23 protein-coding genes and 1 pseudogene are annotated in these 26,970 nt (G+C 60.4%); 4 read left to right on the top strand and 20 right to left on the bottom strand.

From position 1 onward, the window contains the following. Positions 1-39: 39 nt before the first annotated feature. Positions 40-840 (bottom strand): hypothetical protein, encoded by an 801-nt coding sequence (locus PSH86_RS19165; RefSeq protein ID WP_116832803.1) that lies wholly within the window; start codon positions 838-840, stop codon positions 40-42. A 208-nt stretch (positions 841-1,048) separates the two neighbouring features. Between PSH86_RS19165 and PSH86_RS19160 the strand changes: the two genes are divergently transcribed. Further along, positions 1,049-1,798: an ABC transporter substrate-binding protein gene (locus PSH86_RS19160; RefSeq protein WP_116832802.1), complete on the top strand. Its 750-nt coding sequence runs from the start codon at positions 1,049-1,051 to the stop codon at positions 1,796-1,798. A 42-nt stretch (positions 1,799-1,840) separates the two neighbouring features. Here the strand turns inward: PSH86_RS19160 and PSH86_RS19155 are convergent, their stop codons facing one another. The 3 genes from PSH86_RS19155 to PSH86_RS19145 form a co-directional block, all read right to left on the bottom strand. Continuing rightward, the gene (locus PSH86_RS19155; RefSeq protein ID WP_305484336.1) at positions 1,841-2,092 is read right to left on the bottom strand and encodes a hypothetical protein; all 252 of its coding nucleotides are present in this window, start codon (positions 2,090-2,092) and stop codon (positions 1,841-1,843) included. Between the two features lie 123 nt (positions 2,093-2,215). Beyond that, positions 2,216-4,384 carry a TonB-dependent siderophore receptor gene (locus PSH86_RS19150; protein WP_305484334.1) on the bottom strand — a complete coding sequence of 723 codons (2,169 nt, stop codon included), beginning with the start codon at positions 4,382-4,384 and terminating at the stop codon, positions 2,216-2,218. A 204-nt stretch (positions 4,385-4,588) separates the two neighbouring features. Continuing rightward, the gene (locus PSH86_RS19145) at positions 4,589-4,963 is read right to left on the bottom strand and encodes a tautomerase family protein (RefSeq protein WP_163858011.1); all 375 of its coding nucleotides are present in this window, start codon (positions 4,961-4,963) and stop codon (positions 4,589-4,591) included. Between the two features lie 108 nt (positions 4,964-5,071). On the opposite strand from PSH86_RS19145, the gene PSH86_RS19140 reads away from it, so the two are divergent. Next, positions 5,072-5,947: a LysR substrate-binding domain-containing protein gene (locus PSH86_RS19140; protein ID WP_176689495.1), complete on the top strand. Its 876-nt coding sequence runs from the start codon at positions 5,072-5,074 to the stop codon at positions 5,945-5,947. Here the strand turns inward: PSH86_RS19140 and PSH86_RS19135 are convergent. From PSH86_RS19135 to PSH86_RS19110, 6 genes and pseudogenes are all read right to left on the bottom strand, one after another. After that, positions 5,910-6,134, bottom strand: a pseudogene (locus PSH86_RS19135) (hypothetical protein); the annotation flags it as partial. The gene PSH86_RS19140 and the pseudogene PSH86_RS19135 sit on opposite strands and share 38 nt — an antisense overlap. A gap of 83 nt (positions 6,135-6,217) precedes the next feature. Further along, positions 6,218-6,919: a histidine ABC transporter permease HisM gene (hisM, locus tag PSH86_RS19130; protein ID WP_109753368.1), complete on the bottom strand. Its 702-nt coding sequence runs from the start codon at positions 6,917-6,919 to the stop codon at positions 6,218-6,220. Next, positions 6,916-7,605 (bottom strand): ABC transporter permease, encoded by a 690-nt coding sequence (locus PSH86_RS19125; RefSeq protein WP_305484329.1) that lies wholly within the window; start codon positions 7,603-7,605, stop codon positions 6,916-6,918. Before PSH86_RS19125 ends, hisM begins: the two co-directional genes overlap by 4 nt. Before the next feature lie 24 nt (positions 7,606-7,629). After that, on the bottom strand, positions 7,630-8,400 hold the full coding sequence (locus tag PSH86_RS19120; protein ID WP_116832799.1) for an ABC transporter substrate-binding protein: 771 nt from the start codon (positions 8,398-8,400) through the stop codon (positions 7,630-7,632). A gap of 62 nt (positions 8,401-8,462) precedes the next feature. Beyond that, positions 8,463-9,317, bottom strand: a complete 855-nt coding sequence (locus tag PSH86_RS19115; protein ID WP_116832798.1) for a PfkB family carbohydrate kinase — start codon at positions 9,315-9,317, stop codon at positions 8,463-8,465. A gap of 2 nt (positions 9,318-9,319) precedes the next feature. Then, positions 9,320-10,333, bottom strand: coding sequence for an SIS domain-containing protein (locus PSH86_RS19110; RefSeq protein WP_109753364.1), 1,014 nt, complete (start codon positions 10,331-10,333; stop codon positions 9,320-9,322). 251 nt (positions 10,334-10,584) lie between these two features. Between PSH86_RS19110 and PSH86_RS19105 the strand changes: the two genes are divergently transcribed. After that, entirely contained in the window at positions 10,585-11,376 is a 792-nt protein-coding gene (locus PSH86_RS19105; protein WP_109753363.1) for a GntR family transcriptional regulator, read from the top strand. 93 nt (positions 11,377-11,469) lie between these two features. Here the strand turns inward: PSH86_RS19105 and PSH86_RS19100 are convergent, their stop codons facing one another. The 3 genes from PSH86_RS19100 to PSH86_RS19090 form a co-directional block, all read right to left on the bottom strand. Further along, positions 11,470-12,396 carry a sugar ABC transporter substrate-binding protein gene (locus PSH86_RS19100; protein ID WP_109753362.1) on the bottom strand — a complete coding sequence of 309 codons (927 nt, stop codon included), beginning with the start codon at positions 12,394-12,396 and terminating at the stop codon, positions 11,470-11,472. 93 nt (positions 12,397-12,489) lie between these two features. Further along, positions 12,490-13,281 (bottom strand): TIM barrel protein, encoded by a 792-nt coding sequence (locus PSH86_RS19095; protein WP_109753361.1) that lies wholly within the window; start codon positions 13,279-13,281, stop codon positions 12,490-12,492. Beyond that, a complete protein-coding gene (locus PSH86_RS19090; protein WP_109753396.1) occupies positions 13,278-14,300 on the bottom strand; it encodes a Gfo/Idh/MocA family oxidoreductase in 1,023 nt (340 codons plus the stop codon). The genes PSH86_RS19095 and PSH86_RS19090 overlap by 4 nt, the downstream gene beginning before the upstream one ends. Positions 14,301-14,497: 197 nt before the next feature. Here PSH86_RS19090 and PSH86_RS19085 point away from each other — a divergent pair, with 197 nt between their 5' ends. Continuing rightward, positions 14,498-16,489 (top strand): sigma-54-dependent Fis family transcriptional regulator, encoded by a 1,992-nt coding sequence (locus PSH86_RS19085; RefSeq protein WP_305484319.1) that lies wholly within the window; start codon positions 14,498-14,500, stop codon positions 16,487-16,489. Positions 16,490-16,498: 9 nt separating this feature from the next. Here the strand turns inward: PSH86_RS19085 and PSH86_RS19080 are convergent, their stop codons facing one another. From PSH86_RS19080 to PSH86_RS19050, 7 genes are all read right to left on the bottom strand, one after another. Further along, a complete protein-coding gene (locus PSH86_RS19080; protein ID WP_109753359.1) occupies positions 16,499-17,476 on the bottom strand; it encodes an aliphatic sulfonate ABC transporter substrate-binding protein in 978 nt (325 codons plus the stop codon). Positions 17,477-17,586: 110 nt separating this feature from the next. Beyond that, positions 17,587-20,070, bottom strand: coding sequence for a TonB-dependent siderophore receptor (locus tag PSH86_RS19075; RefSeq protein ID WP_305484317.1), 2,484 nt, complete (start codon positions 20,068-20,070; stop codon positions 17,587-17,589). 36 nt (positions 20,071-20,106) lie between these two features. Further along, a complete protein-coding gene (locus PSH86_RS19070; RefSeq protein WP_305484315.1) occupies positions 20,107-20,604 on the bottom strand; it encodes a RidA family protein in 498 nt (165 codons plus the stop codon). A gap of 24 nt (positions 20,605-20,628) precedes the next feature. Next, the gene (locus PSH86_RS19065) at positions 20,629-22,203 is read right to left on the bottom strand and encodes an FAD-dependent oxidoreductase (RefSeq protein ID WP_109753356.1); all 1,575 of its coding nucleotides are present in this window, start codon (positions 22,201-22,203) and stop codon (positions 20,629-20,631) included. A gap of 34 nt (positions 22,204-22,237) precedes the next feature. Next, positions 22,238-24,367, bottom strand: a complete 2,130-nt coding sequence (locus tag PSH86_RS19060; protein WP_305484310.1) for a TonB-dependent receptor — start codon at positions 24,365-24,367, stop codon at positions 22,238-22,240. 457 nt (positions 24,368-24,824) lie between these two features. Next, on the bottom strand, positions 24,825-25,784 hold the full coding sequence (locus PSH86_RS19055) for a D-isomer specific 2-hydroxyacid dehydrogenase family protein (protein ID WP_305484307.1): 960 nt from the start codon (positions 25,782-25,784) through the stop codon (positions 24,825-24,827). Beyond that, a complete protein-coding gene (locus PSH86_RS19050) occupies positions 25,781-26,968 on the bottom strand; it encodes an acyl-CoA dehydrogenase family protein (RefSeq protein WP_116832790.1) in 1,188 nt (395 codons plus the stop codon). The genes PSH86_RS19055 and PSH86_RS19050 overlap by 4 nt, the downstream gene beginning before the upstream one ends. Positions 26,969-26,970 lie beyond the last annotated feature (2 nt).

Below are 26,970 nucleotides of genomic sequence, written 5' to 3'. Positions count from 1 at the left end.
GCTTGTAGAAGCGGACCGAAAGTGTGTGGCGTCGGTCGCTTAATATTTGTAGACGATGCCCAGCCTGCCCATGATTTCCAAGGCGTTGACCAGGCCCAGACCGTTCATGGGCAGGCAGGCGAAGGCCTGGTATTCGTCGAAGTGCGTGCCAATGGCCAACAACTTCAAGTCATGGGCCTGCAGTTGGACATTGAAATACTGCAGTAGCGCACGCTCCCAATCGTTGGCGCGATTGATGGTGTCGATGGTTTTACGTTCAGGCGCAGGGATTTCAATGCCCAGTTGCCGCAACGGGGCGAGGGCATTGACCGCATCGACTCCGTAGGACGACCACTCCTTCCATTCGAACTCCGCCAATTGATTGGCCTCGGTGAGCGCTGCCGCGACTTGCGTCCAAGCCCAATCCCATTGCCCGGTAGGCGCGGGGATGGCCTGAATGAGCGCCTGCGCGAGGTCCTCGTCGAACAGGCAATCGAACAGATCGGCCAGGGTATCGGCCAAATCGGGCTGCGACCCTTGTCCCTGGGTGTCGAGGTCGTGGCTCAAGCGCTGCCACAGACTGCCCAGCTCGTCCCAGTCCTCGTCGTCCATGTCGTCATCGATCACCTGGGCCTTATGGCCGCGCAGGTAGTCGTCCAGCCGCGTCTTGCGCACACGTACGCTGCCCTCGACGAGATCGACGTCATAGCTGCGGTAATCCAGGTAGTTGGTCTGGAAAACGATGCGGTCAGGAAATACCTCATGGGCGAGGCTTTCCTCTGCATCAAAATACGACGCGCCTTCGAAGTCGCCATGGGCGGCGATGATGCGTTGGAACGACAGTGGGTCGATTGGATTCATAGGGGCTGGGTCACAGGGAGGAAGGAAAGCGCCGCGCACGCTGGCCGATATCCGGTTCGCGCTGATCGTACACCAACGCTTGGAGGCTGCTAAGGGGAGGAATGTGGACTGCGTCAACTGTCGGGTGTGTGTTTGGGTCTATGCTTACCTTGTCCTTTGAGTCAGGCCCACCTATGTACGAACACCGAACAATCCGCAGGGAGCACAAGTGAGACATTCGATACCGGCTGCAGCGTTGCTCTGTCTATTGCTCGGCACGGTTGATGCCAGGGCCGAGGAGTATCAGGTCGTCACCGAAGAGTGGGCACCGTACAACTACCAGGAAAACAATCAGCTCACCGGCATGACCACCGAGATCGTCCGGGCCATCATGACGCTGACCGGGAGTGATTTCGAGGTGCTGCTGCAGCCCAGCATGCGGGCCACGCAGATACTGAAGCACCGGCCCAAGACCATTATGTACTCCCTGTTCCGAACGCCGGAGCGCGAGCCGCTGTACAAATGGGTCGGACCGATCGTGGAAGAGTCCATCCACCCCTATCAACTGGCCAATACGCCTCCGGTGAACTCCCTGGAACAACTGCTGCACGCCCCGCAGATCACCACCCGCCACGCCGGCCTGGTGCCCCAGATGCTGCAGTCGCTGGGCTTCAACAACCTGGACAAGAGTGCAACCGAGAGCAAGCTGCTCTACCGCATGCTGCTTGCCGGACGCACCGGCATCATCATCGGCGACACCGATGCGGGAGTGGCCTACTACAGCCGCCAATTGAACATCGCGCCGGGCACTTTGCGGCGGATTCCTATCGAGCTGTACCGCTCATCGCTGTACATCGCCTTCAGTCCTGACAGTGAAGATGAAGTGGTGGCGGCGTGGTCACGTGCGTTGGAGCAGTTGCGCCGTTCCGGGGAGTTGGAGCGGATTCAGCGGCGGTATGAGGAGGCGGCTGGGCGGTGAGGAGAGATAGGAAGCTTGCTCCCGTAAGTCGTACCAGGCTTTTTACCGCTCTTGATAGTACTCGGCTCTACGCTTGGCATTTTCCCGCTGCACTTCTTCATGATGCTCGCGTGCTTCCCGCGCTCTCTCTTCATGGCGCTTTTGGTGTTTCCTGTCTTCGGCTCTGTCCATTTCCTGCTGGCGTTCCCAATGGCGCCTGTTTGCCTCTTGATAGTCCTTGTTCCGGTCACTGGCAAATGCACTCGCTGAGGTGAAGCCAATCCAGGTCAGTACAAAAATGGCAGCCATTTTCATGTGATTGTGTCTCTAGCGGGGATGGGGGCGTTTACGGCTTCCGGTAGACCATAAGAATGATCGTAAGTGCATGCGTTCGGCGCAAAGGGGCGTTCCGAGTCATGCCCCCTTTTGCCTGGTTTTTTAGAAACTGTACTTGGCGGTCAGCATCATATTGCGTGGGTTGCCGTAGGAGTCACCGCCATAGCTCACGGAGTTGGCGATGGTCGAGTAGTACTGGCGGTCGAAGATGTTGTTGGCATTGACCTGCAAGTCCAGGTTCTCGCTGACCCTATAGCCGGCCATCAGGTCCGTGATGGCGTAGCTGCCCTGTTCGAGACGGTATTTACCGCCATCAGCCAACGAGATGTCGTTGTACATGCGGCTCTGCCAGGAGACGTTGCCGCCCACACGAAGTTTTTCCAGCGGGCCCTGAAAGTGGTAACTGGTGGTCAACTTGAACAGATGCTCAGGCGTGTCGGTGTCGAACTGCTTGTTCACGTTCTGTGGGTTGGCGGCATCCTTGATGGTGTGTGTGCGCGCGTAGGTATAGCCACCGCCGACTTGCCAGTTTTCGGTCAACGCGCCTTGCAGTTCGAAGTCGATACCCTGGCTGCGAATCTCGCCGGAGGCTTCATAACAGGTTGCCTGTGGGCAGTTTGCCGTAAACAGTTGTACGGCGCGGTTTTCCTGGTCGACGCGGAACAGCGCCAGGCTCGCATTCAGTGCGCCGTCGAAATATTCGCCCTTGATGCCGATCTCGTAGTTCTTGCCAATGATCGGCGTGACCGGGTTGCCGGAGGTATTCTTTTCCCGCTGCGGCGTGAAGATGTCGCTGTAGCTGACGTAGACCGAGTGATGGTCGTCCAGGTCATAGATCAAGCCAGCGTAACGGGTGACGTTACGGGTGACCTTGTAGTCGCCTTCGCCATCGCGGTTATCGTAGTCGTACCAGTCCAGGCGTCCGCCGAGGATCAACTTCAACGGGTCGGCCAGGCTCAGGCGTGTGGTGAGATAGACGCCGTCCTGAGTGGTCACCTCACGCTGGTTATCTGTGTGGACGAAGTCCGGTTTACCCGCATTGATCGGCCAATTGGTGTCGTACGGGCTGTAGTTGTGGGTGGTCATGTCGTAGATGCGCTTGCTGGCGCCCACCACCAGTTCATGGGTACGCCCGAACGCCTCGAAGGGCCCACTGGCAAAGGCGTCTACGCCGGCCTGGTTTTCATCGAAGTCGGCCTGGTAAACCGTGCGGGCCAGTGTGTTGTTGACCCAGCGCGATTGATAGGAGCCGGAGAACAACGCGTTCTGTTCGGAGTAGTTGGCGTTGACCTGAAGGTTCCAGTCGTTGGCCAGGCGATGACGGACTTCGGCGAACAGCGTGTTGATCTCCTGATCCTTGTTCTCCCAATCCGTACCCGGGTTGTAGGAGCGCGGCAAGTTAAGATGATGGCCGTCCTGGCCGATCATCGAAGAGCCCCAGAAGTAATTGGTCTTGTCCTTCTGATGAGAAAAACCCAGGGTCAGGGTGGTGTCTTCGCTCAGATCCGCTTCGGTGACCGCATAGAACAGCCCGTGATCCTCCTCAACGTTGTCGATGAAGCTGTTGGCATCGCGATAAGAAGTCACGACCCGGCCGCGCAGCGTGCCGCTGTCGTTGAGTGGGCTGGAGGCATCGACCTCGCCGCGATAATCGTCCCAACTGCCGGCGGCACCGGTCAGGGTGACTTTCTGCTCGGCCAATGGCCGCTTGCGTATCAGGTTGATGGCAGCCGATGGGTTGCCTGCCCCCGTCACCAGGCCGGTGGCACCGCGCACCACCTCGACTCGATCAAACATCGCCAAGTTAGGCTGGGAACCGACGTTAACGCCGTCGTAGCCGCTCGGGATGCCGTCATACATCAAGTTGTCGATTTCAAAACCGCGCGCCTTGTAAGTCTGCCGGCCAGGACCGCTGGAAAAGTCCAGGAACAAGCCGGGCGTCGCCTTGACCACGTCGTTGATGCTGGTCATCGTCTGGTCGTCCATGCGCTGACGCGTAATCACGGTGACGGCCTGCGGAGTTTCACGCATCGTCAGCGGGAGTTTGGTCGCGGTCGACATTGCGCCGGTGGTGTAGGACTCGGTGCCTTCCGTGGTACTCCCCAGTTGGCCACTACCGGTGACCTCGGTCGCGCCTAGCTCCAAGACGGCTGGAGGGGCGCCGCTGCTGTCATCGGCAAAGGCCGGAGCCAGGGTGGCCATGCAGATAGCCATGGCCAAAAGATCGCGGGCAGGGTTGAAGTAACGCGGTGGGGTGGCACAAATCGACATGAACCGATCCTGATATGCTAATGATTGTGAGAATGATTAGCATTAAGTATCACAGGATTTGTCCGGACGATAAAGCTTGTTGCGGCTGGACTACGTTTTGGGAGAAGAGGATTGCGTGACGGTATGAACAGGTTGTCTGGGCAGTGAGGTCGCAGAATCGCGAGAGCCGACTGCACAATTTTTCACGCTCTGCGCAAACTGAAATTAGTTGCCTCGGCCACCACCAAACGACCATTCATCGTTGGCCGTAGTGGTGATCACTACCATTACATCCTCGGCATTGAGACCTGGCGCATGTCTCAGTTTCTCCACCAGATCGCGGTAGAAACGCTGTTTCGTCTCGATGCTTCGAGGACGGCCGGCGGTAATCGTGATCAGCACAAAGTCATGGCTACGGGGCCCACCCAGGTAGTCTGGATCAAATATCAGCTCGCCCACTTCATGCTGGTGAATGACTTGGAAACGATCGGCCTTCGGCACCTCGAAGCTATCAACCAAGGCGTCATGCAAGCCTTGGGACAATGCCTGTAAATACTCGGCTGACTTCCCTCGGTGCAATGAAATACGTGAAAACGGCATGATGTTTTTCCTCTGATTGGTTAATCGACAGGGACAAACTATCAAGTCGCGATGGTTCCGAATATTAGATTTGATAGAGTGGATCATCCCAAATTAATGGACTATCCCATGCGTCGTCCGACCTTCGATCTTGATGTATTGCGCACTTTCGTCACCGGCGTGGAGTTCAATAGCTTTGCCAAAGCGGCGGATCGTCTCGGTCGATCGACTTCCGCCGTGAGTGCTCAATTGAAGAAACTCGAGGAGCAGATCGGTACTCCGGTATTGGTCAAATCCGGTCGAGGGTTAGTCTTGACGCCCATAGGTGAATCATTGCTCAGCCATGCCCGGCGTTTGCTGGAATTGAACGATGGCATTTTCCAGACCCTGCATGAAAGCCAAGCCGCTGGGACAATTCGCTTCGGGCTTCAAGAAGACTTCGGGGAACATTTACTGAGCGAGATCCTCCGACGCTTTGTCCAGACTTACCCGATGGTAACTCTCGAAGTCAGGATCGCGCGTAACGCCGAACTGCTTGCGTTGGTCGAAAGTGCCGGCCTGGACTTAGCCCTGACATGGGACACAGGGCACACCTCGCCCTATGCCACGCGACTGGGCGAAACACAGATGTACTGGATCGGGCTTCGTGACACACCGTCACTGACCCACCTTGCTGACTCTCCGCTGCCATTGATCATGTTCGACGCGCCTTGCGTGTTGCGTAGCGCTGCCACACAGGCACTGGATGCCGCGCAAATTCCCTGGCGAATCGCCCTGACCAGCCCCAGCGTTGGTGGTCTCTGGGCGGCTGTCGCGGCAGGCTTGGGCCTGACGCTGCGAACCCGCATTGGGCTGCCGAGTCATCTCGCCGTCATGTCCGGCTTGCCGACCGTACCAAGCCTTGGCTATGTGCTTCACAGCAGCGGAGAAGAGCCGACACCCGCCATCAAACAACTGGCTGCGTTGATCAAAACGAGTCTGCAGGAGCAGACGTTCGGTTTGTAACCGTGCGAGGCTTTTTCACAACTGGAGCTGCTGCTCTGAACGCTGCTGGCGGTAAGCCAAACCCCCGTGCGTAATTACGGCTCAATTACGTAGCGCTTTCACAACCAACCCCGAACGCCGCATGGGTGACACTTTTGGCATTGGCGACCATGAGTGTCCGCGCCTGAAGCAGGCAAACCCTTTTTCTGATACCCGCATGGTTGCCGAGTATGCCAAGGCATTGGGGCTGGACGTTGGGCTGCGGCGAGCCCCTTTCATTTAGTGACCAGCTTAACGCTGATAAGCCAAAAGCCGGCGCTCAGCCAATCGGAATACACCCACCAACGCGCACGCCAGCGACATGTAGAGCAGGGCGGCGATGCCATAGGCCTGGAAGGTCTTGAAGGTGGCGGCGTTAACATCTGCCGCGATTTTAAGGATGTCAGGAACGGTCGCGGTAAAGGCGATGGCCGTGGCGTGCAGGACGAAGATCACTTCGTTGCTGTAGGCCGGAAGTGCCCGGCGCAGCATGCTCGGTATCAACACCAGAATGAACAATTGGCTGCGGGTCATGCCCAGGGCCAGCGCCGCCTCGATCTCACCGCGTGGGGTGGTGCGCAGTACGCCGGCGAGAATCTCGATGGTGTAGGCGCAGGTGTTCAAGGCCAGCGCCAGGATCACGCAATGCATGCCGTCACGAAAAAACCACCACAGGCTCGGCGACTCCCTGATCAGGCTCAGGCTTGCCAGGCCGCTGTAGATGATCAGCAGTTGCACGAACAGCGGCGTGCCGCGAAACACCAGGGTGTAAAGCTGTACAGGCAGCGCCAGCCAACGATTGCCGTAGGTGCGAACCAGCGCCAGGGGGATCGCCGCGGCCAGGCCGATAACGGCGGACGTCACTAACAGCCACAAGGTGACGGACAAACCACTCCAGCGATAACCGTCGGACCAGAGGAAGTTCGGCCCGAACTCTTTGAGTATCTCGATCATGACACGCTCCGCCGCGGTTCGATGCTGTAGCGCCGTTCAAGGTGCTTGAGGGCCAGGCTGGAGAGGATCGCAAAGGCCAGGAAGATCGTTGCAATCACCAGGTAGAAGAACATCTGCCTTGAGGTCGCGTTGCCCGCTTGTTTGGCGACTTGAACCATGTCATTGAGGCCCAGCAGCGATATCAGGCCGGCACTTTTCAGGAGCACTTGCCAGATGTTGCCGATGCCAGGCAATGCGAACCGCATCATCTGCGGCAGGCGGATGCGCCGCAGTACCTGCCAATGACTCATGCCATAAGCCCGGGCCGCTTCCAGTTGGCCGAACGGAATCGCCTGGAAGGCGCCACGAAAGGTTTCGGCGCAATAGGCACCGTAAATGAAGCCTAAGGTGCCGATCGCAGTGCCGTAAGGGTTCAACTGCCACGACTCGCGGCCGAACGCGTCTGCCACCTGGTTGAGTCCGATCTGCGCGCTGTAATAGATCAGCAGCATCAGAACCAGGTCCGGCACGCTGCGCACCAGCGTGGTGTAGACCGTTGCGACCAGCCGTAGCGGCGCCACTGTCGAGAGTTTCGCCAAGGCCCCGAGCAGGCCAAGCACGATGGCGACGCAGGCGGCCCACGTGGCCACTTGGACGGTCAACCACGCACCCTGGAAAATGAGATAGCCGTACCCTTCGAGAAACATGCTTTCGGGCTCCGCGCGGGTGGTTTATTTCGGCGAAATGTCGAAGTCGAAGTACTTTCTGGCGATGCGCTCATAGGTGCCGTTGCGGTGCAGCCGTTCGAGCGCCTGATTGATTTCTCCGGCCAGCGCGGTATCGTTTTTACGCAAACCGATGCCGGTGCCCGGACCGAAGATCTCCGGTGACTTGACCACCTCGCCGGCATAGCCGAAGCCCTTGCCCATCGGCTTTTTCAGTAGGCCTTCGGAGACGGCGATGGCATCGTCGAACGCCGCATCCAGCCGACCGTTGATCAAGTCCGAATAGGTCAGGTCACTGCTTTGATAAGGCACCACTTCCACACCCTTAAGGCCCCACATCCGCTTGGCATAGGTTTCGAACACGCTGCCTTGTTGCACGCCGATGCGCTTGCCGCGCAAGGATTCGGCCGTGGGTTGCAACGGGCTGCCTTGCGGGGCCACCAGGCGTGCCGGGGTGTCGTACAGGGTGTTGGAGAAGGCGATTTCGGCTTTGCGGGCTTCAGTGATCGAGAGGGCGGAGAGTATCCCGTCGAATTTCCTGCCCTTGAGGGCCGAGATCATGCCATCGAAGGCGTTTTCGACCCAGACGCAACGGCGTTGCAACTCGCTGCACAGGCTTTCGCCCAGCTCGATATCGAAACCTGTCAGCGAGCCGTCCGGTCGCTTGGACTCAAAGGGCGGGTAGGTGGGGTCGACCCCGAAACGCAGCTCTTCGCTGGCGCCCCAGGTCATCAGCGGGCTGGCCACAAGCAACAAACCGATCAGACATTTTTTCATCGACAGGGTATCCACGATAGGTTGGTAGAACCGTCCCGGAAAGGGGGCCGGGGCAGCACGCATCAGCCTTGATTGTTCAAGGCGTGTTTCAGTTCTTCGGCGCGTTGGGTGTCTACGGTTCGTCCATGGCCAAAGCCACCGTCCCAGCCGCACACCTGGCCGGCATGATCGACGCCCCGTGCAAGGCACCCGGCGAGGCTGTGCCGGGCTTGCCATGCCAACAGGAACGCGGCGATAAAGCCGTCGCCGGCGCCCATGCTGTCGACGAACGCGCAGGGCCTCGCGGCCTGCTCATACACACCCTGTGCATCGACTGCGAGAGCGCCTTGGGCGCCACGGGTGATGACTACCGTCGCCGGGCCCATCGCCCGCATCGAATCCGCCAGTTCACGCGCTTCGCTTGACGACAGATCGGCCGACGAAAAAAAAGCGATGTCCACTTGCTGGATCAGCGCCTGCCAATCGAACTCGACCCAGTTGTCCGAGAAGTCGAATGACAGGCAGCCACTGGCCTGGCGAATCTTCGCCAGTTGGCTTTCAAGACCGCTGTAGAGACTGCTGTGTGCCAGCGGGAATTGCGCGAGATAGGCCAGGTCGTCAGCATCGAGTCGCAGTTGACGACACACGCCCGGATCGCTGCCAAGAAACACCCGTTCGCCCGCGATACTGTCGACACACGCCCAGCCATTGGCCCCCATCAGCGTTCTGCAGCGCGATGCATCGACGCCTTCCTGTTGCAGGCAATCGAGCAGGTACTGGCCGTGCCGGTCATCACCAACGCAGCCCAGGTAGGCACTGCGAGCACCCAGCCGGGCGGCAAATACCGAGACGTTGAGTGCGTTGCCGCCGGGGTATTCGATGTTCCGGTCCAGGTACACATCCAGGGTGTTGTCGCCGACCGCGATCAGGCTGGCCATGCTCAGTACTCCGTTTTCCACATGTAGCGGCGCGTTGTCAGCGGCTGCTGGTGCCAGACGGCGAGATGCGCGGCAATGCGCTCCACGGCGATGCCGACGATGTACGGCGCGACAATGGCGCGGATCTCTGGATCGATGCCTTCCATCGGGAAGTCCTTGGCGTCATAGACCATGACCCGTCCGGTGTACCGCTGGCAGAAGCGCACGACGCGCTCCATTTGTGCGCGACTGGGGTCTTCGCCTAGCAGCAGGAGCAGGGGAGTGGTCGCGTCGATGGCTTCGAACGGGCCATGGAAAAACTCGGCAGCTTCCACTGGCAGGCAATGCAGCCACTGGCTCTCCATCACCACGCAGACGCCGAATACGTAGGCGGTGGTGAACATCGGACCCGAGGCGAGGAAGTACATCACGCGATCATCTTTATACAAGCTTGCCTCTTCGATGGCGCGCCGGTCGTTATTGATCGCCGCATCGGCGAGGGCCTGTGGCAGTGCCTTGAGCGAGCGAGTGAGCTTGTCCAGCAACGGCCAGCCTTCGCGCTTGGCCAGGATCCCGCCGACCAATGCCTGGAGGATCATGAAGCAGCCGAAGTACGCCTCATCGGTACGTCCCAGCAGGAAGCAATGTTGAACAGCCTGGGCCAGCGGCAGCTCGGCGGTTTGTGTCACGCCTACGGTGAGGCAGGGTTTGTCTCGCAGGAAATGGGCGGCGGCGATGGTCTCCTGGGTGGTCCCGGACTTGGAGGCGAGGACCACCAAGGTGCGTTCATCCAGGCGCGGCGGGTCGATATCCATGAACTCGGCCGGGAAGTAACGGCGCACTTCCAGTGTATGGCTGTAGCGCTCGAGCCAGTATTGCAAGCCGAGCATGATGCGGTTGGGAGCACCGCAACTGACGAAGTAGATGCGGTCGATCCGCGTGGCCAGTTCTTGGCCAAACTGCTGGGCGTCGTCGACGATTTGCACGGATTGCTGCAAGGAAGTGATGAATCCTTCCCGATTGAACTGGATCGCCATGTGAGCTCCTGGAGGCTTTGTTGCGGTGGCTCATGTGACTGTTCATGATCACCGTTTAGACCAAAATCTATACCATGAAAAATACCAATACAAGGCTTTTTCTCCATGGTCTAATGGGCTGCCTGAGCGGTTTTCAAGGTATGCACCGGGCCGTTTTTTTGTTCTCATGATCAAGCTGGCGGGTTTGCGACGGTTTTCCGGTGGTCATTGTTGCAATGCCGCGGCAGAAAAAATAATCCAGGATGTAGACCATGAAAGTTCTTCCTTCCAAGTCCTCCGATGTGGCCCTCCTGGCGCCTGAACGCAAGCAGGTCGCCTGGCAGGCCGTCCAGGCGCTGCTGGAAATGCTGGAGCGTCCGGAGTTCGGACCGACTGAGCGAATTCCGGCGGAACGGGACCTGGCCGAGCACTTGGGCATCAGCCGGATGACACTGCGAAAGGCTCTGCAAACGTTGATCGACCGTGGAGTCCTGGAGCGCCGGGGCAATCGCGGCACCTTTGTGACCGCGCCAGGCGTCGAGCGGCCCCTCAATACCGTGGCCCGCAAAGGTATCGCCGAAGTGGTGGAGCAAGCTGGGGCCAGGCCTGGCAGTAAATTGCTCTACTTCGAACAAACCCAGGCCAGTGCCCGCGTGGCGAAACTGCTGAAGATCCAGGAAGGCGACACGTTGCTGACCATCAGGCGCCTGCGCACTGTGGATCAAAAGCCATTCTGCATCGAGACCAGCTACATCCCGGCCGCCCGTGCACCGGAACTGGTGGCGGGAGACCTGGTCGAGGGGGCCTCGTTGTATGCGTTGTTGTTATCGCGCTACCAGATAGAAATGGAGAGCGACGAGGGCACGCTGAGCATCGCTACGATGAACGACCAGGAGGCGCGCTTGCTCGAGGTCGAGCCCGGGACGGCGGCGCTGGTCTACCGGGGTGTGATCTTTGATCGTCAAGGGCAGCCGGTGGAATACCTGGTCTCGATCAACCACCCCCAACGCGTGGTATTCAAGCTGGCGGACAGTCGGGTCAATAGTTTCCATACGGATCTTTAGTCCAGGACCGGACGGTCGATCTGTTCGCTTATTTGTGCAGCGAATCGCCGCTGACCCCTGATCAGGCTCGCGGCGAAATGTTTAGTTTTGGCGCTACTTGTAATGTTGTTCGAACACCGCCAACTGCTCAGGCTTGATCAACTGAAAGGGCACCCAGACGTCCGTTTCCACCGGTTCTCCCTTGATCATCTTGAGCGCTGCTTGTACCGCGCTGTTCGCCTGGGCCTTGGGATCCTGGAATACCGAGGCGACCAGCATCCCGCGCTTGATTGCCGCCAGGCCGTCAGGCAAGCCGTCGATGCCGACGATCGCAATCTCGCCCTTGGCTTTGCCGGCCTGCTGCAAGGCCATGGCCGCACCGATGGCCATCTCGTCGTTGTTGGCGACGATGGCATCGAAACGGCTGCCCGCCAATAGCCAGTTACTGGTCAGGTCCATCCCTTTGTTGCGCTGCCACTCGGCACTCTGCTGCTCGACAATCTTGATCCCGGGATAATCCTTGAGCACCTGTTTGACGCCTTCGGTGCGGTCGTGGGTGGCGTTTTGCGCCAGGTCGCCCATGATGATCGCCAGGTTGCCCTTGCCTCCGAGTTTTTCGGCCAGGTAGCGCATTTGCAGCTGTCCGGCCTCAATGTCATTGGACGCCACCGTGACGACGCCTTTGGGCAGGGTGCGCTCGTCCGGGTGACGGTTGACGTAGACCAGCGGCGTCTTCGCTTCGACCGCCGCGCGGGTAATGTTGGCCGTGGCGGAGGTGTCCACCGGCAGGACAATGACCGCATCCACTTTCTGGTTGATAAAGCCCTGGACCTGGTTGAGTTGGCGCACCACATCGCCCTGGGCGTCCTCGAACTGGATCTGCACGTTTTCCTTTTTCGCGGCCGCGTCCAGGCCGTTACGCACGTAGGTCATGAAATTGTCGTCGACCCTGGCGATGCTGACGCCGATGCGATAGTCGGCGACGGCCCACTGGCTCAAGAGCAACAGCAGGGTGGCGAAAAGCAGTTTGCAACGACGCATGATGGTTTTCCTTTTGTTGTTATGAGTTGAAACGTCATCAATAGGTAAAAAAGTGCATCGCGTTCCGAGTGATATCCGTGCAACGCGCTGACGTCATCCATCAAGCGTGAAGGCCTGCTTGAAACGCTCGAGGGCGACTTCGCCGTCACCGCTGGCCCAGCCTTCGAGGCCGACGACACCGCTGTATCCTATGCCGAACAAAGCCCTGGCAATGGCGCGATAGTGGATTTCACCGGTGCCAGGTTCCATGCGGCCAGGCACGTCGGCGACCTGGATTTCGCCGATGGCGCTGGCGGCGCGCTGGATCAGTTCGATCAGGTTTCCTTCGCCGATCTGTGCGTGATAGAGGTCCAGGTTCATCTTCAGGTGCGGGCTGCCCACGGCCTCGATCAGCGCCAGGGTATCTTCAGCGCGGGCGAACGGCGTACCGGGGTGATCGACTTCGGTATTGAGGTTTTCCAGCAGGAATACCCGACCCGCGTCTTCGCCCAGGCGAGCGATTTTTTCCAGCGTCTTGCAGGCACTCAGCCACATGCGGCCGGTAGTCTGGGCAACGGGCTTGACCGGCAAGCCCTGATCCCCCAGGCCTGTGCCATGCAGGTTCAGGCTTGGGCAACCCAATCGAGCGGCGACGGCCAAGGATTCCTGCGCGCTGCCGAGCAGTTGCTGGATACCCTCGGGATCGGTCAGGTTGCCCGAGATATAGCCGGTCATGGAGGTGAAATCCGCACCAGTCGCTACGAGGGCCTGGATGTCTTTGGTCGTCCAGTTCCATATCTCGACGCTGAAGCCCAGCGCGTGGATGCGTTTGACCCGCTCGGCAAAGGGCAGGTCGAGAAAGACCATCTCGGCGCTGACCGCCAGTTTGAACGGTATGAAACTCATGAACGGGCTCCTTGCACGCGCACCGGTGTGCCCTGTTGGAAGGACTCGATGCAAGCGCGGGCGATGGCCAGTGCCGCTCGGGCATCTTCGCCGCTGGCCAGGGGTTTTTCGCCGCTGCGCACGCAACTGACAAAATGGTTGAGCTCGGCCACATAAGCATCACGCAGCAAGTCGGTGTCCATGCGCTGGGTGTCGGCCTGGACCCCATTGGCCAGGTAGCGCAGCAGGTCCGAGTCGTTGACGTTGCCCATGGTCAGCATGCCCGCGCTGCCGAACACTTCGCCCCGGACATCGTAGCCATAGACTGCCTGGAAATTGGCCTCGGCCGTGGCGATGGCGCCATTGTCGAAACGGATCGTGACCACCGCCGTGTCAAGAAAACCTTTGTCCTTGTAGGCCGGTGCGATCAGCGCATCGGCCATCACAAAAACTTCAATCGCCTCGGCGCCGGGGTTCAGGTAGCGCAGGGTATCGAAGTCATGGATCAGGGTTTCCAGGAAGATCACCCATTGTGGTGAGGCGGCCGGGTTGTTCAGCGCCGGGTCGCGGGTCAATGAGCGCAGCAGTTGTGGCGTACCGATCCGGCCGGCAACCACGTCCAGATGAGCTGTGCGGAAGCTTTTGGCAAAGCGGCGGTTGAAGCCGACCTGGAGGGTCACCCGTGCATCGGCAGCCGCGGCGATGGCGCGGTCAGCTTCGTCCAGGGTGATCGCCATCGGTTTTTCACAGAACACGCCTTTGCCGGCCCGGGCCGCACTGATCACCAGCTCGGCATGGCTGCGTGCCGGGGCGGCAATTAGCACAGCGTCGATATCCGGATCATCGAGCAATTGCTGTGGATCGGTATAGACCTTCTGCACGTCCAGTTCTGCCGCGAGGCGCGCGGCTTGGCCGGGGGTCGGGTCGGCGATGGCGGCGAGGCATGCGCCAGGGATGTGCCGGGCAGCGCTCAGGCCGTGAAAACTGCCCATGCGGCCGGCGCCGATGAGGCCAAGGCGGATGATCTTGGATGTGCTCATGAACATGACTCCCTTTATTGTTTTTACGACTCGGCGATAAGAACGTCCTCGTCTGGATAGGTGGGGAGCAAGCGCTGTGCCAAAAATTAAACTATTGATATTTAAAGTGTTTTATTCTGCATGGTTCGAATTAGTGTTCATTTTGATTACATGTCTATACTGGCATGTCAAAAATATAAACACGTGGTCGGACAATAATGAATGAGCAACCGGCGGCATTGAGCGAAGAAGACCGCGATTACCTCACCACGCTCGGCCCAGCATCGTTGAACGAAGGGCCCAGCACCGTGCTGGATGAGGCCTGGCGAGCGTGCTTGCAGGGAGCTATCGATCGCCCTGTCGGAGTCAGGCGGGTGATCTGGCAGTCCTGGTTGCGCAGCGTCCATGCCGGCCTCGATCCGGAAGATGGCGAGTACCGTTTTGTCGCGCCCGCCGTCCTGACCGCGACACTGGCCGCCAACCGGGTGCTGATCGCCGCTGCAGCGCAGGTCATGCGCGGTTTGCTCGCCTATAACCCCCGGGGCCATATCAACCTGACCGATGCCGAAGGCACGACTTTGCATTTCTGTGGCCTGGACCTCACCCCCATAGGCAGTCGACTGCTGGAGTCGGTCCAAGGCACCAATTGCACCGGGCTGGCGATCGTCGAAGACCGTTTGGTCTATGTGCTGGCCGAGGAGAACTTCGGGATTGGCCTGCGCCAGCGCCGCATGCATTGCGCCGCCGCGCCAATCCGGGATGCCCACGGCCGGACGCTGGGTATGTTGACCCTGACGGCGGAGCCAGGCTGGTTTCATTTCCATACGCTGGGCACTGTCCAGGCCGCGGCCGAGGCGGTCTCGAGGCAGATGGCGCTGCAAGCCTTGCTGCAAGAGCAGCAAACAGTCCTCGAGGTGCTCAACGAGGGCTTGGTGGTATTGGATGAACAGGGCTGCATCAAGGCGCTCAACCATTACGCCCGACAATTGTTCCGCGTGGGCCATGACCTGCTCGGCAAGCCGTTCAAGAGCCTGGGGCAGAGCGAATTGACCGAGGCCGTCCTGCTTGCCAGCGGGGAGGGCGTGCGGGACCTGGATTGCACCTTTGAACTGCACGACCGCAGCCATCTGGCGTGCCTGGTGTCGGTCTGCCCGCTGGAGCAGGGCGGGCGGATTGTTTCGCTGCGCGAGAACCGCCGCATCCGGGAAATCACCCGGCGGATCATTGGCACCCAGGCCAGCTACACCTTTGAAACCATCCAGGGCCGCTCACAGGCGATTCAGGATGCAATGCACCTGGCCCGGATTGCCAGTCGCAGTGATTCGACCACGCTGATCCTCGGCGAGAGCGGCACGGGCAAGGAACTGTTCGCCCAGGCGATCCATAATGCCAGCGACCGTTGTGGTGGTCCTTTTGTGGCAGTCAACTGCGGAGCCATTCCCCGTGACCTGGTGCAGAGCGAACTGTTCGGTCATGTCGAAGGCGCTTTCACCGGATCGGCTCGCGGTGGCTCGGCAGGCAAGTTCGAATTGGCCGATGGCGGGACGATCTTCCTCGACGAAATCGGTGACATGTCCTTTGATGCACAGGTCAGCTTGCTGCGCGTCCTGCAGGAGGGTGAGGTGACGCGAGTAGGGGCGAAAAAATCGCTGCGGGTCAACGTTCGTATCATCGCCGCCACTCACCGCAATCTGAGTCAGGCGGTGGCCGAGGGGGCCTTTCGTGAGGATCTTTACTACCGGCTCAACGTGCTGAACCTGACGGTGCCGCCCCTGCGGATGCGTCGCGAGGACGTGCCGTTGCTGGCGCGGCATTTTCTCGCACGTTGTGCCCGGTCGCTCCGCAAGACCATGCACGACCTTTCCCCGGCGGCGTTGGATATCCTTAGCGCTTATCACTGGCCGGGTAACGTTCGCGAGCTGGAAAACGTCATTGAGCGGGCGACCAACCTGGCGATGAGCGAACTGATCCAACCGAACGATCTTGCGTTGGAGATCAGGCAGCGAGGGCGACCCTCGACGTGGGGAAGTACCCCTGAGCCTCGGATGGCCCCCGACCTCGGCACCCATGAAATGAATGCAATCATCGCCGCCCTCACCGAAACCCGCGGAAACATCCGTCTGGCAGCTCAGCGGTTGAATGTGTCGCGTGGCGGGCTGTACAACAAAATGAGTCGGTTTGGACTCAAGGTCGATGCGTTCCGTGTTTAGCAGGCGGCCTCACGGCCTCCAGATTTCGACATCCTGGGCATTTACCGCGTTGGGTAGCAAACCTGCGGCAAAAAAGGCGTTGGCAATTTTCTGCTGTTCGCTCAACTGATCGGCTGTCACCGGCTGTACCTGATAACTGCGATGGGTGTTGGCGGCCTCGACTGTCTCCACGTCGAGGTTGCCCCACAACGGCCCCAGGACCTGGGCTGCGTCTCGAGGATGGTTCTTGACCCAGGTCCCGGCTTCCTGCAGTTGCTCGTAAACGAGTTTGAGCACCTCAGGATGTGCTTTTGCGTAAGCAGTGCCGGTCAGGTAGTAGCGCTTGTAGCTGGCCAGGCCGCTGCCGTCGGCCAGGGTCCGCGTTGGTAGTTGACGCTGCACGCCGCTGAGGAAGGGTTCCCAGGTGACCCAGGCGTCAACTTTCTGGTTTTCGAACGCTGCCCGGCCATCGGCGGGGGACAGGTACGCCGGTTGTATGTCGGAGAACTTCAGGCCGGCCTTGTCCAGTGCCGCGATCAGCAAATAATGGGCGCCGGCCGCCTTGGTGACGGCGACTTTCTTGCCTTTCAAGTCCGCCAACTGTCGCAACGGCGAATCCTGGCGCACGACGATGGCTTGGGCTGAAGGTGAGGGGGCTTCTTGGGCAAAGTAAGTCAGCCTGGCCTGGGCGGCCTGGGCAAAAATCGGCACGGTATCGGCCACATCGGCACTGACATCGACATTGCCGACATTCAACGCTTCCAGCAATGGCAAACCGCTGGGAAACTCGTGCCAGCTCACATCGATATTCGCCTCGGCGAGGGCTTTGTCCAGCTTGCCTTGGGTTTTCAGCAGCGTGATCAGGGTCGATGATTTCTGATAGCCGATACGCAGGGTTTCTCGTGCCTGGGCCGGCAGGGCGAGAGTCGACAAGACCAGCACCGCGACCAGGCTGGCCAGGGCAGGGCGGCGCAGTAGCGCCCCGGAATGCTTGATGAGTTTTGACATGGCATGCTCGATATTGGCTAAGGAATGGGTAACCGCTTGATGAAGCTTATTGTTCTAAAAACCAATTTATAAATACTTTTTGAGTATTAGCTTAGGCGGCTTTGCCGGTATCAAAACGCGTATTGCAGACGGGTGTAGTAGTAACCGCCGGTGAAGCCGAAGGGCGAATAGCTGCCCCAGTTATCGCCGAACGAAGAGTTGCTGACACCGATATGGTCGGGGTACTTGTCGAACAGGTTCTGCGCGCCGACGGCCACGGTCAGTTGTTTGTCGATTGCATAAGCCACATCGAGGTCGGTGATCCATTTGGCCGAATACTTGCGATCCAGGCTCGGATCGCTCGAGCTGTTGACCTCGGTGTAGGTGCCATAACGGGTCAGGCGCAGGTTGACGTCGAAGTCGTTGATCGCCCAGTCGGCAGAGAAAATCATCTTGCTGCTGGGGGAGGTCTTGGTAATCAGTGCTCGGGACTGGCGGCCGAGCAACTGGAAGTCGCCCAGGGCGCTCAATTGCGAAGGGGTGTCGTTGACGCTGAGGATTTTCGTGTGGTTGTAGTTCAGGGCCGCGGTCCACCTCACTGAGCCATAACGGTCCAGGTTCTGCCGATAATTACCCACCACATCGACCCCGGACGTCCGGGTGTTGGCGCCGTTGGTGAAGTACTGCGCACCGGCGGTGGCTGGCACACCAATGCTGTCGAGCAGGGCGGCGACGCCCGGTCCCTGAAAACGTTCGCTGAGCACCAGACGGTCGCGCAGGTTGATGACGTAGCCGTCCACGGTCAGGCTCAGGTCTTCGCTGGGCGTCAGGGCGAAACCAAGGCTGAAGTTGGTCGAGCGTTCGGGTTTCAACGACTCAGCTCCGAGCGCCTGGGCGCCGGCCGAATCCACCGGCAGAATCACGTAGTTGTATGACTGATAGACACCATTGATGGTGTCGAATCCGGTCGAGCGCGCGGTGAAGATCTGGTTGGCCAGCGACGGTGCGCGAAAGCCATTACTGAGGGTGCCGCGTACCGAGAACACCGGGTTGAATTCGTAGCGGGTGCTGAGCTTGCCACTGCGGGTGCCGCCAACGCCTTCGTTGTAATGCTCGTAGCGTGCGGCAACGCCGAGGTACCACTGCTCGACGGGGTAAAAGCCCAGGTCGATGTAGCTGGCAACGCTGTTGCGGCTGACTTTCTGCGCGTCTTCGGGGGTAATGCCGTTGGTGACCTGGGCTCCGGGATCGGGGCGTTCGCCGGCCCGTGGATGGCCGACCGGGAACACATAGCCGCCATCGATGTAGGAGGCCTCGGAGCCGGCGCGGGTTTCGTAGCTTTCACGTCGGTGCTCGAAACCGAAGGCCACGTCCAGGGGTTTTGCCAGGCCGATTTCGTAGCTGTTTTTCAGGTCGAGGTTGCTGGTCAACTGATCGGCGATGTAGATGCCGGAGGTGAACTTGTTCGGCGTGTTTTCCCCCAGTGACGGGTTCTGGTTGTTGTAGGTGCGTTGCTTGGCGTAGTTGCGCCCGTACGTGCTGCTCAGGTCCCATGCCCAGCCGCCGAAGTCCTCGCCCTTGGCGCCGAACGCTGACTGGAAGTCGGTTTCGTTGACCAGCCAATAAGGGCTGTAGCCGTCAGGGTAGCCGTTGGGTCCGGTGGTAATGGTGTTACGGCCATTGGGCAGGCGGAAATTCTGCCCGTCGTTGTTCTCCCGGGTGGCCAATGTGGAGAACGAGTAGAGCGTGACGGCGTCGTTCAGCGGCAGGTCGAGGTTGTAGCCGACATCGGCCAGTTGGCTGCGCGGCAGCCCGTAGCCTTTGTACGTGTGATGGCTGGCATCGGCCTCACGCGGGTCGGGCGAGCCGTCGGCCTGCGGGTAGTAATGGGAGGTGTAGCCGTTGCTGCCGGCCTTGTTGTCACGCTCTTGATAGCGGGTGTCGAACGAGACATTGAGCACCCCGGCTTCACCGATCTGGAAACCATAATTGAGCGCCTCCTGGGCAGTCCCGCGTTTACCGTCGTAGCCCTGGCCCAGGGTGGTGTCGGAGCTGCCTCCCGTGGTCTGCTTGAGGATGATATTGATCACCCCGGAAATGGCGTCCGAGCCGTACTGCGCCGCCGCGCCGTCGCGCAACACCTCGATGTGATTGATGGACGCCACCGGGATCAGGTCGAGGTCGCTGGGGGCTGCGCCGCTATTGATGCCGTTGATGTTCAACGTGGCGCTGGTGTGCCGGCGCTTGCCGTTGACCAGCACCAGCACATGGGACGCGGTCAGCCCGCGCAGGGTGGCCGAGCGCACCACGCCGCTGGCATCCCAGCCGGCGCGGTCGGGCAGGTTGAAGGACGGGATGAACTTGCTCAGCGCCTCCAGCAGGCTCGGCTTGCCCACGGCGCGCAATTGTTCACCCGTCACCACATCGATGGGCGTCGGGCTGGTGGTTACCGTGCGCTCGGTGGCGCCACGGTTACCGGTGACCACCACGGTGTCGAGGGTTGGCGAGCCGTTTTCGGCGGCCTCAAGGTTGAATGAAGCGAGGCCGCAGGCAATCGACAGCGGCAGCAGTAACGGACGATAAGGCGTGGCACGGCGCGTTTGGCAGTTGAACATAAGCGTGAAGCTCCTGAATGTCGGCTGAGGTCCGTGTCACTTCTTGCGAGCGGCGACGGCTTCGATTTCCACCAGGCCGCCGGGCAGCGGCAAGGCGACCACCTGGACGGCGGTGCGCGCGGGTTTGTTCGGCTGTTCGACGCTGCCGAAGAACGGCGTATAGCCTTCCTGCAGCCCGGCGAAATCGAGCTTGCCGCCCTTGGCTGGGTCGCCCACCAGGAACACCCGCAGTTGCACCACATCCCCCAGGTCCAGGCCCTGGCTTTGCAGTACGCCCTTGAGTTTGTTGAGGATCGAGGTGGTCTGGGTCGCGGTATCGCCGTAGGCGGCAAAAGAGTCTTTCGGCGCTTGCGGGTCGTGCAGGTCAGCGAGCAGGCCGCTGACGAACAGCAAGTCAGTTTGTGCGGGCACCGACACCGCCAGGGAAATTGGAAAATAGGAGTTGGGCAGGGCGATGCGCTTGATCTCGTCGGCGTGGCTGGTGAAGGCGGTGGCAGTCATGAGAAGTCCTGTAAGCAAGGTCATGGTTTTCATCGGTCAGTCCTTTATCGAAATGAATCAGGCGGCAACGCCCGGTTGCTGGCGCTCGGCATGGCGGCCGATCAGAGAGACGATGCGCCGCGCTGAATCAGCGGCGGTGTTCTGCCAGATACCGACACCGCCATGGGCGAGGGCGTCGCTGGCCAGGTAGGTGCGGCCTTGGGGTTGGTTGAGGATCTGGTAGGCCTGCTCGCCGACTTCGTCGTTGACGATCCACGGGCCTTTGCTGAACGGCACCTTGGACCAGTTGATGGCCACCGGTTTCTGCAGCTTGGCGCTGTGGCCGGGATGCAGCAGTTCGACGGCTTGCCGGGAAGAGGCGAACTGTTCGGCGAGGGACTTCCTGGCGAAGGACTGGGCGGCTTCGCTGGTGTTGTAGGCCGCGACCAGGATGCCCTGGTCACTGTTCAGGCGATCGCTGGGATACCACAGCCCCTTGACCTCATGATCCAGGTAAGACAGCCCGCCGAAGATGTTGAAGTCGGTCTCCCAGAATCGCGGCGACTGCCAGGCCACTTTGTTCGCCTGGTCGCTTTGCGCGCTGAGGATCGCTTGCTTGAAGGGCGTGCTGAAGTTGCTCGGTAGCCTGGCCAGCAGCGGCAGGGGCACGGTGACGATGGCGTAGTCGGCGCTCAGGGTCTGAGTCTTGCCGGTCTGGCGATCCCGATAGGTGATGCGGCTGCCAAGCTCTGCGGTCTGGATGTCACTGACTTCGGCATGGAACCGAATCGCGTCCTTGAGCTTCTCGTAAAACGCGAAAGGGATCCGATCCATACCGCCGACCGGCTGGAACATGGTCGAGGAAAACTCGGGGATTTCATCGAACACCAATGCCCCCCAGAGCTTGGGATTGAGCAGTGTCTGCAACTCCAGCGGTGTGCGGGTAAGGCCGGTTTGATCGCCTGCACCGGGGATGCGGGTATAGCCCGAGCGCACCGACCCCTTGTATTTGAAGTCGGCGTTGAGGTCGCCATAGACCTTCAGGAAGTTCAGCAGCGCCTGACGGTCGTCGGCACTCAGGTCCTGGTCCAGGGCCTTGCGGCTGACGGTGCGCGCCAGCAGTTCGGACAATTGTCCTCGAGTGTCGTTGACTGCCTGGCGCAGCTGGAACGCCGGCTGTCGGGCGTCCGGCAAGGCCAGCGCATTACGGCTGCTGTTGACCAGCACTTGCAGTTCGACGCCCAGTTCGCGGCAGTAGCCGAGGATCGTCTGGTGATGGCTGGGGATGCGCGCCGGGCCGGCGTTGAAAAACTGCCCGTCATCGAACTCCACGGTCTGGCTGATGCCGTCGTCGAAATCGACCTTGGTGCCACGCCGCAAGGTCCAGTTGCGTCCGCCAACCCGTTCACGGGCTTCGAGAATTGTCACGGTGAAGCCGGCCTTGCGCAGTTCGTAGGCGCTGACCAGGCCGGAAATGCCGGCGCCGACCACCACCACGTGTTTGCCCTTGCCACTGTTGCCCAGCTGTAGCGGGGTGAAACTCGCCGCCACCGCCTGAGGTGTCAGGCCTAGCGCACCGAGGGCGCCGAGGGCGGCGGAATAACCACCGACGGCGGCAATGCGGGAAATCATTTGCCTGCGAGTGAAAGCCATGAAGTGCTCCTTGGCATGGTTGCCGATCAGGGGGTCAGAGGTCGTAGCGCACAGTCAGCAAGAGGGTTCGCGGATCGTTGATCGAGTAGTAGCGGGCGCCACTGGAGGGCACGTAGCCGACTGCCTGTGGGTATGCGCGGTCGAGCAGGTTTTTCACTGACAGCGTGGTGGTCCAGTGGCCGTCGCCGGAGATGTAGCGGGTGTTGGCGTTCCAGAAGGTCTGCTGGGGAATTTCCTGGACGTCGTCGTTCAACGCGTTGGCGTAGGATTTGGTCTGGAACTGCGCATCGGTGCCGGCCAGCCAGGTGCCGGGCAATCCGGCCGGGATGGTGTAGTTGAGACCGACACTGGTGTTCCAGCGCGGCGAGTACACCAGTTGCTTGCCATTGGCATCGACCCCGGCGCCGCTGGCGTTTTCGAAATCGTCGTACTGGCTTTGCAGGTAGCCGAGATTGAAGGTCAGTTGCAGGTCGTTGGTCAGCGCGCTGAGGGTTTCCAGCTCGACGCCGTAGGTGTGTGCCTGGCCGACGTTGGTCCGCAGGCTGACCCCCAGCGCCGGGTCGTAGGCGTTGGTCTGCAGGTCCTTGTAGTCGTTGTAGAACAGCGCAAGGTTGGCGCGCAGGCGGCGGTTGAAGAAGTCGCCTTTGAAGCCGGTTTCCCAAGTGGTCACGTCTTCAGGGGAGAACGCCTGCTCGGCGGCAGCCTGGGTTGGCGCGCGGTTGTCGTAGCCGCCGGCCTTGAAGCCTTTGGCGACATAGGCGTACTGGTTGAGGTGAGGTGTCCAGGCGTATTCGAAGCCGAGTTTCGGGCTGGTGGACTGCCAGGATTTGCTCGAGTCGGCGGTGAAGTTGGTGCCGGTGATCTGGCGGTCGGTGGTGACGGCGTAGTTGGTGTAGTCGAAGTTCTTGTGTTCGCGAGTGAAGCGTAGCCCCGCGATCAGCGACAGTTGCTGCGTGACTTTGTAACTGCCCTGACCATACAACGCATAGCTTTCGGTATTGGTCGTGCTGTATTGACCCTGGCCGATCACCCGGTTGCGCGCGATCGAGTAGGTCAGGCTGTCGCGTTCGGCATCGAACTTTTCCCGATACAGGTACAGGCCGGTGCTGAAACTGAAATCGTCGTAATCGCCGTTGAGCTGGAACTCTTGGGTGGCGTAGTCCTGCTTGTAGGTGATCAGGCTGTTCTGAATCAGGGCGGCCTGGCCCGAGTTGTCATAGTCCACCGGTTGGTTGAACGCGGAATAGGCGGTGACCGATTTGAAGTTCAGATGGTCGTCGATGGCGTAGATCGCCCGCAGCACCGAGCTGCCCTGGTCGAGACGGTTTTTCGGATTGAGGCTGCTGTAGCTCTTGAACTTGTCGAAGTGCCCGTCGGCATCGAATGGGGTGTAGCTGGTCGTATCGCCACGGTCGAAGGTTCCGGCCAGGGTCAGTTGCACGTCCCAGGGCGAATCAATGGGATTGAAGCGCAGCTTGCCGCGGTAGGACTGCAGGTCGACATTGTTCACATCCTTACCGCGGGTGGGATTGGACACGGTGCCGTCGCGGCTCAGGCGAATCGCCGAGAAGCTGCCGAACAAGGTGTTGTCCACCAGTGGGCCACTGATCAGCAGGCGAGCGTTCTGGGCGTTGTAGTTGCCGGCGCCGAGTTCGAAGAACCCCCGGGTTTCCTGGGTCGGGTCACGGGTGATCACGCGGATCGCGCCGGCGCTGCTGTTGCGCCCGTAAAGCGTACCCTGGGGGCCGCGCAGGACCTCGACGCGTTCGACATCGTTGAAGTCGAGCATCGAGGAAATCGCCCGTGGGATGTACAGGTCATCGGCGTAGACCGCCACGGCGGCTTCCTGGATCGGGTCGGTTTCGCCGATACCACGAATCCCGTAGGTCTGCGCGCTGTAGGAGATCGACTGGCGGCTGAGGGTCAGGTTGGGCACTTGCCCGGAGAGATCGCGGATGCTCTTGATCTGCTTGTCTTCCAAGGCGTTTTCGTCGAACGCGGAGATCGCCAGCGGGGCTTTCTGCAAGTCCTCGCTGCGGTGTTCTGCTGTAACGGTGACAACGGGGAGGGCACCATCCTTGGTGTTTTCTTCGGCGTGCGCTGACAACCCGAGCAAGGTCAGCGATACGGCCAGCGTCAGACGGCTTTTGGTGATGTCGTGCATGGTGAGCCCCAGGTGCGTAGGTGTGGCGTTGGTGTTTCATTTTTTTTGGGCAAAGCGTTGCCGCAGTCATGGCTTGAAAGTCATGGCGGAGGTGGCTTGGGCCGGTTCAGGTTTTGGGTGTGGCAATTGACCGTGGAGTGGTGTCGGCCGGAAAAACGTGCAGTTCCGAAAGCCTCCACCTGGTCAGGGGTCGGTGATGGTTGTAACAGTATTTGTATAATAAGGCGCTGTAAAAGTCCGATTTGTTATAAGTTAATTATAAAAAATTGACATCAATATTGTTATTAAGATGCGTAATTCTGATGTTGTGTCGGTGCGAATGTACCCAAATCCTGTGGGAGCGAGCCTGCTCGCGATGGCGTTGGCACATTCAGCATTGATACAAACTGAACGACCGCTATCGCGAGCAGGCTCGCTCCCACATGGGATGTACATCTCCCGCCAGGATTGCCGGGGGTCAGTACCCGCGCTGTACATTCGCCAGATTCTCTGGCGCCAGTCCGGCCAGGAAACGCTCGAGGTTGGCCAGGAAGCTGTCAGCGATTTCGTAGCGAATGTTGCTGGAGATCGCTGAAGTGTGGGGTGACAGACGTACCCCGGGATGGGTGTAGAGCGGGTGGCCGTCGGGCAGTGGCTCGGGCTCGGTGACATCCAGAGAAGCCAGGCCAATGAGTCCGCTGTCCAGGGCTGCAAGCAACGCCTCCTGGTCAAGCAAACCGCCACGGGCGATGTTGATCAGGTGCAGGCCCGGCTTGGCGCTGGCGAGCACCGTGCTGTTGACGATATGTCGTGTTGCCTCGGTCAGTGGCGCGGCCAGCACGAGGTGATCGGCTCGGGAAAACAGCTCATGGATATCCCGCGCGGCCTCGACTCCCTCGATTTCGAAGGGAGTCTGGCTCTGACGCAGCGCCAGCACGTTGATGCCCAGGGCGCGGGCCTTGGTCGCCAGGCTACGGCCAATCGCACCAAAACCCAGGATCCCCAACGTACTGCCCTTGAGAGGCGTCAGGGCGGTGAAATTCCATTGCGCATCGTGCACCCAGATGTCCGGCAGTCGCTTGGCTGCCGCGAAGATCGCCGCCAGGGCGAATTCGGCGATGTTTTCGGCGGCACTGCCCCTGGACGTACTCACCACAGGGCCGTCGAACAGCCACCTGGGGTAGAAGTCGATCCCCGAAGACACCACCTGGACCCATTTCAAACCGTAAGGCCAACCAGGAGGCGGCGTGTCCGGCGCCAGGTAGCCGCGCACATTGATGGGTCGTGCCAGCAACACGCTGGCGGTGGCCGGGAGGTCACTGGGGACGCCGGCCGGTACCTCGAGGACCTCGGTGCCAGGATGTGTGAGCGCGAGGCGCTGGCGAATCACCTGGTTGAAGTCTTCATCCAATTGGCTGGCGATCACGAGGGTGCTCATGGGAGGTCCTTTTTCTGACGTTGAGCGAACACCGCTTTGCCGACGCCCTGCAGCACGGCATCGTTTTGCGGGGTGTGGATGCGACTGCACAGTACGTCGCGGTAATGCCGTTGCAGCGGATTGTGCCGCGACAGACCCGGGTTGCCGGAGGCTTCGATGGCGAGCTCGACCGCACGGATCGCGTTGCCTGTCACCAGGTACTTCAATTGCGCGGCGTGGTGGGCGGGGGTGCGCCCTTCGGCGGCAGCATCGAGCAGGCTGCGGTTGGCGAACAGCAAGGTGTCGATGTGCCCGACGGTTTCCTGGAAGCGCGGCAGGGTCGACAGCGTGGCGCCGAGGTTGGACGGCTTGCGCTGTTCCAGCCAGCTCACGAACCAGTCACGGGCGGCTTGCGCGACGCCGTCGTAGACCGCCGCGAGCAACACCGCCATCCACAGGAAGCCGTCGCTATCGAGTTCGGGCTGCGGCGCGCTCCAGGGGCTGACGCTGACCGCGTGATCCAGCGGCACCAGCACGTTGTCGAACAGCACTTCGTGACTGCAGGTGGCGCGCATACCCAAGTGGTCCCAGTCCTCGATGATGCTGATGCCTGGGGTATCCCGGTGGACCAGCCAAGCGCCCACCAGTGGATCTTCATCGGTGCTGCGGGCCCAGACGTTGAACCATGTCAGGCCATGGCTGCCGGTGGAGTAGATCTTGCGGCCGCTGATTCGCCAGCCTTCCGAGGTGCGCCTGGCGACAGTCGCTGGCAGCCCGCCACGGGCCGGCGTGCCCAGGTCAGGTTCGACGCGCAAGGCGTTGATCAACGCACCGTCGCGCACGGCATCCTGGGCGACGCGCAAGCGCAATGCTTCGGGCCAGGTCCGGCTGTCCTGCAGGCGCGAGTGCTGGAGGTATTGCATCACCAGGATCAAGGCCGTGGAGGGTTCGCCCTTGGCGACCGCAGCGATGACCTTGCGCGCCTGCACCAGGCTGGCGCCGCCACCGCCGAGCGCCTTCGGTACCGTCAGGGCCAGCAGGCCGTGCTCGTGCAGCAGCTTGAAGTTGTCCTGGGGGAAGTCGCCGCTCTCGTCATAGACGTGGGCGGTCGCGGCCAATTGTTGACTGAGGCGTTCGAGCACTGTGTCGAAGTCGGCGACATTAACCGATTGCAACAAGGGTGGACGTAGGGAAGAAAGACTCATGG

It is taken from the genome of Pseudomonas sp. FP2300 (assembly GCF_030687595.1).
Classification (GTDB): Bacteria; Pseudomonadota; Gammaproteobacteria; order Pseudomonadales; family Pseudomonadaceae; genus Aquipseudomonas; species Aquipseudomonas bijieensis.
Note: the sequence above shows the minus strand (reverse complement) of the source record. Positions and strands in the feature narration are given on the sequence as shown.

Bases quoted from the DNA above. Each gene is read 5' to 3' on its own strand.
- PSH86_RS19165 (WP_116832803.1), bottom strand. From the start codon at position 840: ATGAATCCAATCGACCCACTGTCGTTCCAACGCATCATCGCCGCCCAT.
- PSH86_RS19155 (WP_305484336.1), bottom strand. From the start codon at position 2,092: ATGAAAATGGCTGCCATTTTTGTACTGACCTGGATTGGCTTCACCTCA.
- PSH86_RS19150 (WP_305484334.1), bottom strand. From the start codon at position 4,384: ATGTCGATTTGTGCCACCCCACCGCGTTACTTCAACCCTGCCCGCGAT.
- PSH86_RS19145 (WP_163858011.1), bottom strand. From the start codon at position 4,963: ATGCCGTTTTCACGTATTTCATTGCACCGAGGGAAGTCAGCCGAGTAT.
- PSH86_RS19140 (WP_176689495.1), top strand. From the start codon at position 5,072: ATGCGTCGTCCGACCTTCGATCTTGATGTATTGCGCACTTTCGTCACC.
- hisM (WP_109753368.1), bottom strand. From the start codon at position 6,919: ATGATCGAGATACTCAAAGAGTTCGGGCCGAACTTCCTCTGGTCCGAC.
- PSH86_RS19125 (WP_305484329.1), bottom strand. From the start codon at position 7,605: ATGTTTCTCGAAGGGTACGGCTATCTCATTTTCCAGGGTGCGTGGTTG.
- PSH86_RS19120 (WP_116832799.1), bottom strand. From the start codon at position 8,400: ATGAAAAAATGTCTGATCGGTTTGTTGCTTGTGGCCAGCCCGCTGATG.
- PSH86_RS19115 (WP_116832798.1), bottom strand. From the start codon at position 9,317: ATGGCCAGCCTGATCGCGGTCGGCGACAACACCCTGGATGTGTACCTG.
- PSH86_RS19110 (WP_109753364.1), bottom strand. From the start codon at position 10,333: ATGGCGATCCAGTTCAATCGGGAAGGATTCATCACTTCCTTGCAGCAA.
- PSH86_RS19105 (WP_109753363.1), top strand. From the start codon at position 10,585: ATGAAAGTTCTTCCTTCCAAGTCCTCCGATGTGGCCCTCCTGGCGCCT.
- PSH86_RS19100 (WP_109753362.1), bottom strand. From the start codon at position 12,396: ATGCGTCGTTGCAAACTGCTTTTCGCCACCCTGCTGTTGCTCTTGAGC.
- PSH86_RS19095 (WP_109753361.1), bottom strand. From the start codon at position 13,281: ATGAGTTTCATACCGTTCAAACTGGCGGTCAGCGCCGAGATGGTCTTT.
- PSH86_RS19090 (WP_109753396.1), bottom strand. From the start codon at position 14,300: ATGAGCACATCCAAGATCATCCGCCTTGGCCTCATCGGCGCCGGCCGC.
- PSH86_RS19085 (WP_305484319.1), top strand. From the start codon at position 14,498: ATGAATGAGCAACCGGCGGCATTGAGCGAAGAAGACCGCGATTACCTC.
- PSH86_RS19080 (WP_109753359.1), bottom strand. From the start codon at position 17,476: ATGTCAAAACTCATCAAGCATTCCGGGGCGCTACTGCGCCGCCCTGCC.
- PSH86_RS19075 (WP_305484317.1), bottom strand. From the start codon at position 20,070: ATGTTCAACTGCCAAACGCGCCGTGCCACGCCTTATCGTCCGTTACTG.
- PSH86_RS19070 (WP_305484315.1), bottom strand. From the start codon at position 20,604: ATGAAAACCATGACCTTGCTTACAGGACTTCTCATGACTGCCACCGCC.
- PSH86_RS19065 (WP_109753356.1), bottom strand. From the start codon at position 22,203: ATGGCTTTCACTCGCAGGCAAATGATTTCCCGCATTGCCGCCGTCGGT.
- PSH86_RS19060 (WP_305484310.1), bottom strand. From the start codon at position 24,367: ATGCACGACATCACCAAAAGCCGTCTGACGCTGGCCGTATCGCTGACC.
- PSH86_RS19055 (WP_305484307.1), bottom strand. From the start codon at position 25,784: ATGAGCACCCTCGTGATCGCCAGCCAATTGGATGAAGACTTCAACCAG.
- PSH86_RS19050 (WP_116832790.1), bottom strand. From the start codon at position 26,968: ATGAGTCTTTCTTCCCTACGTCCACCCTTGTTGCAATCGGTTAATGTC.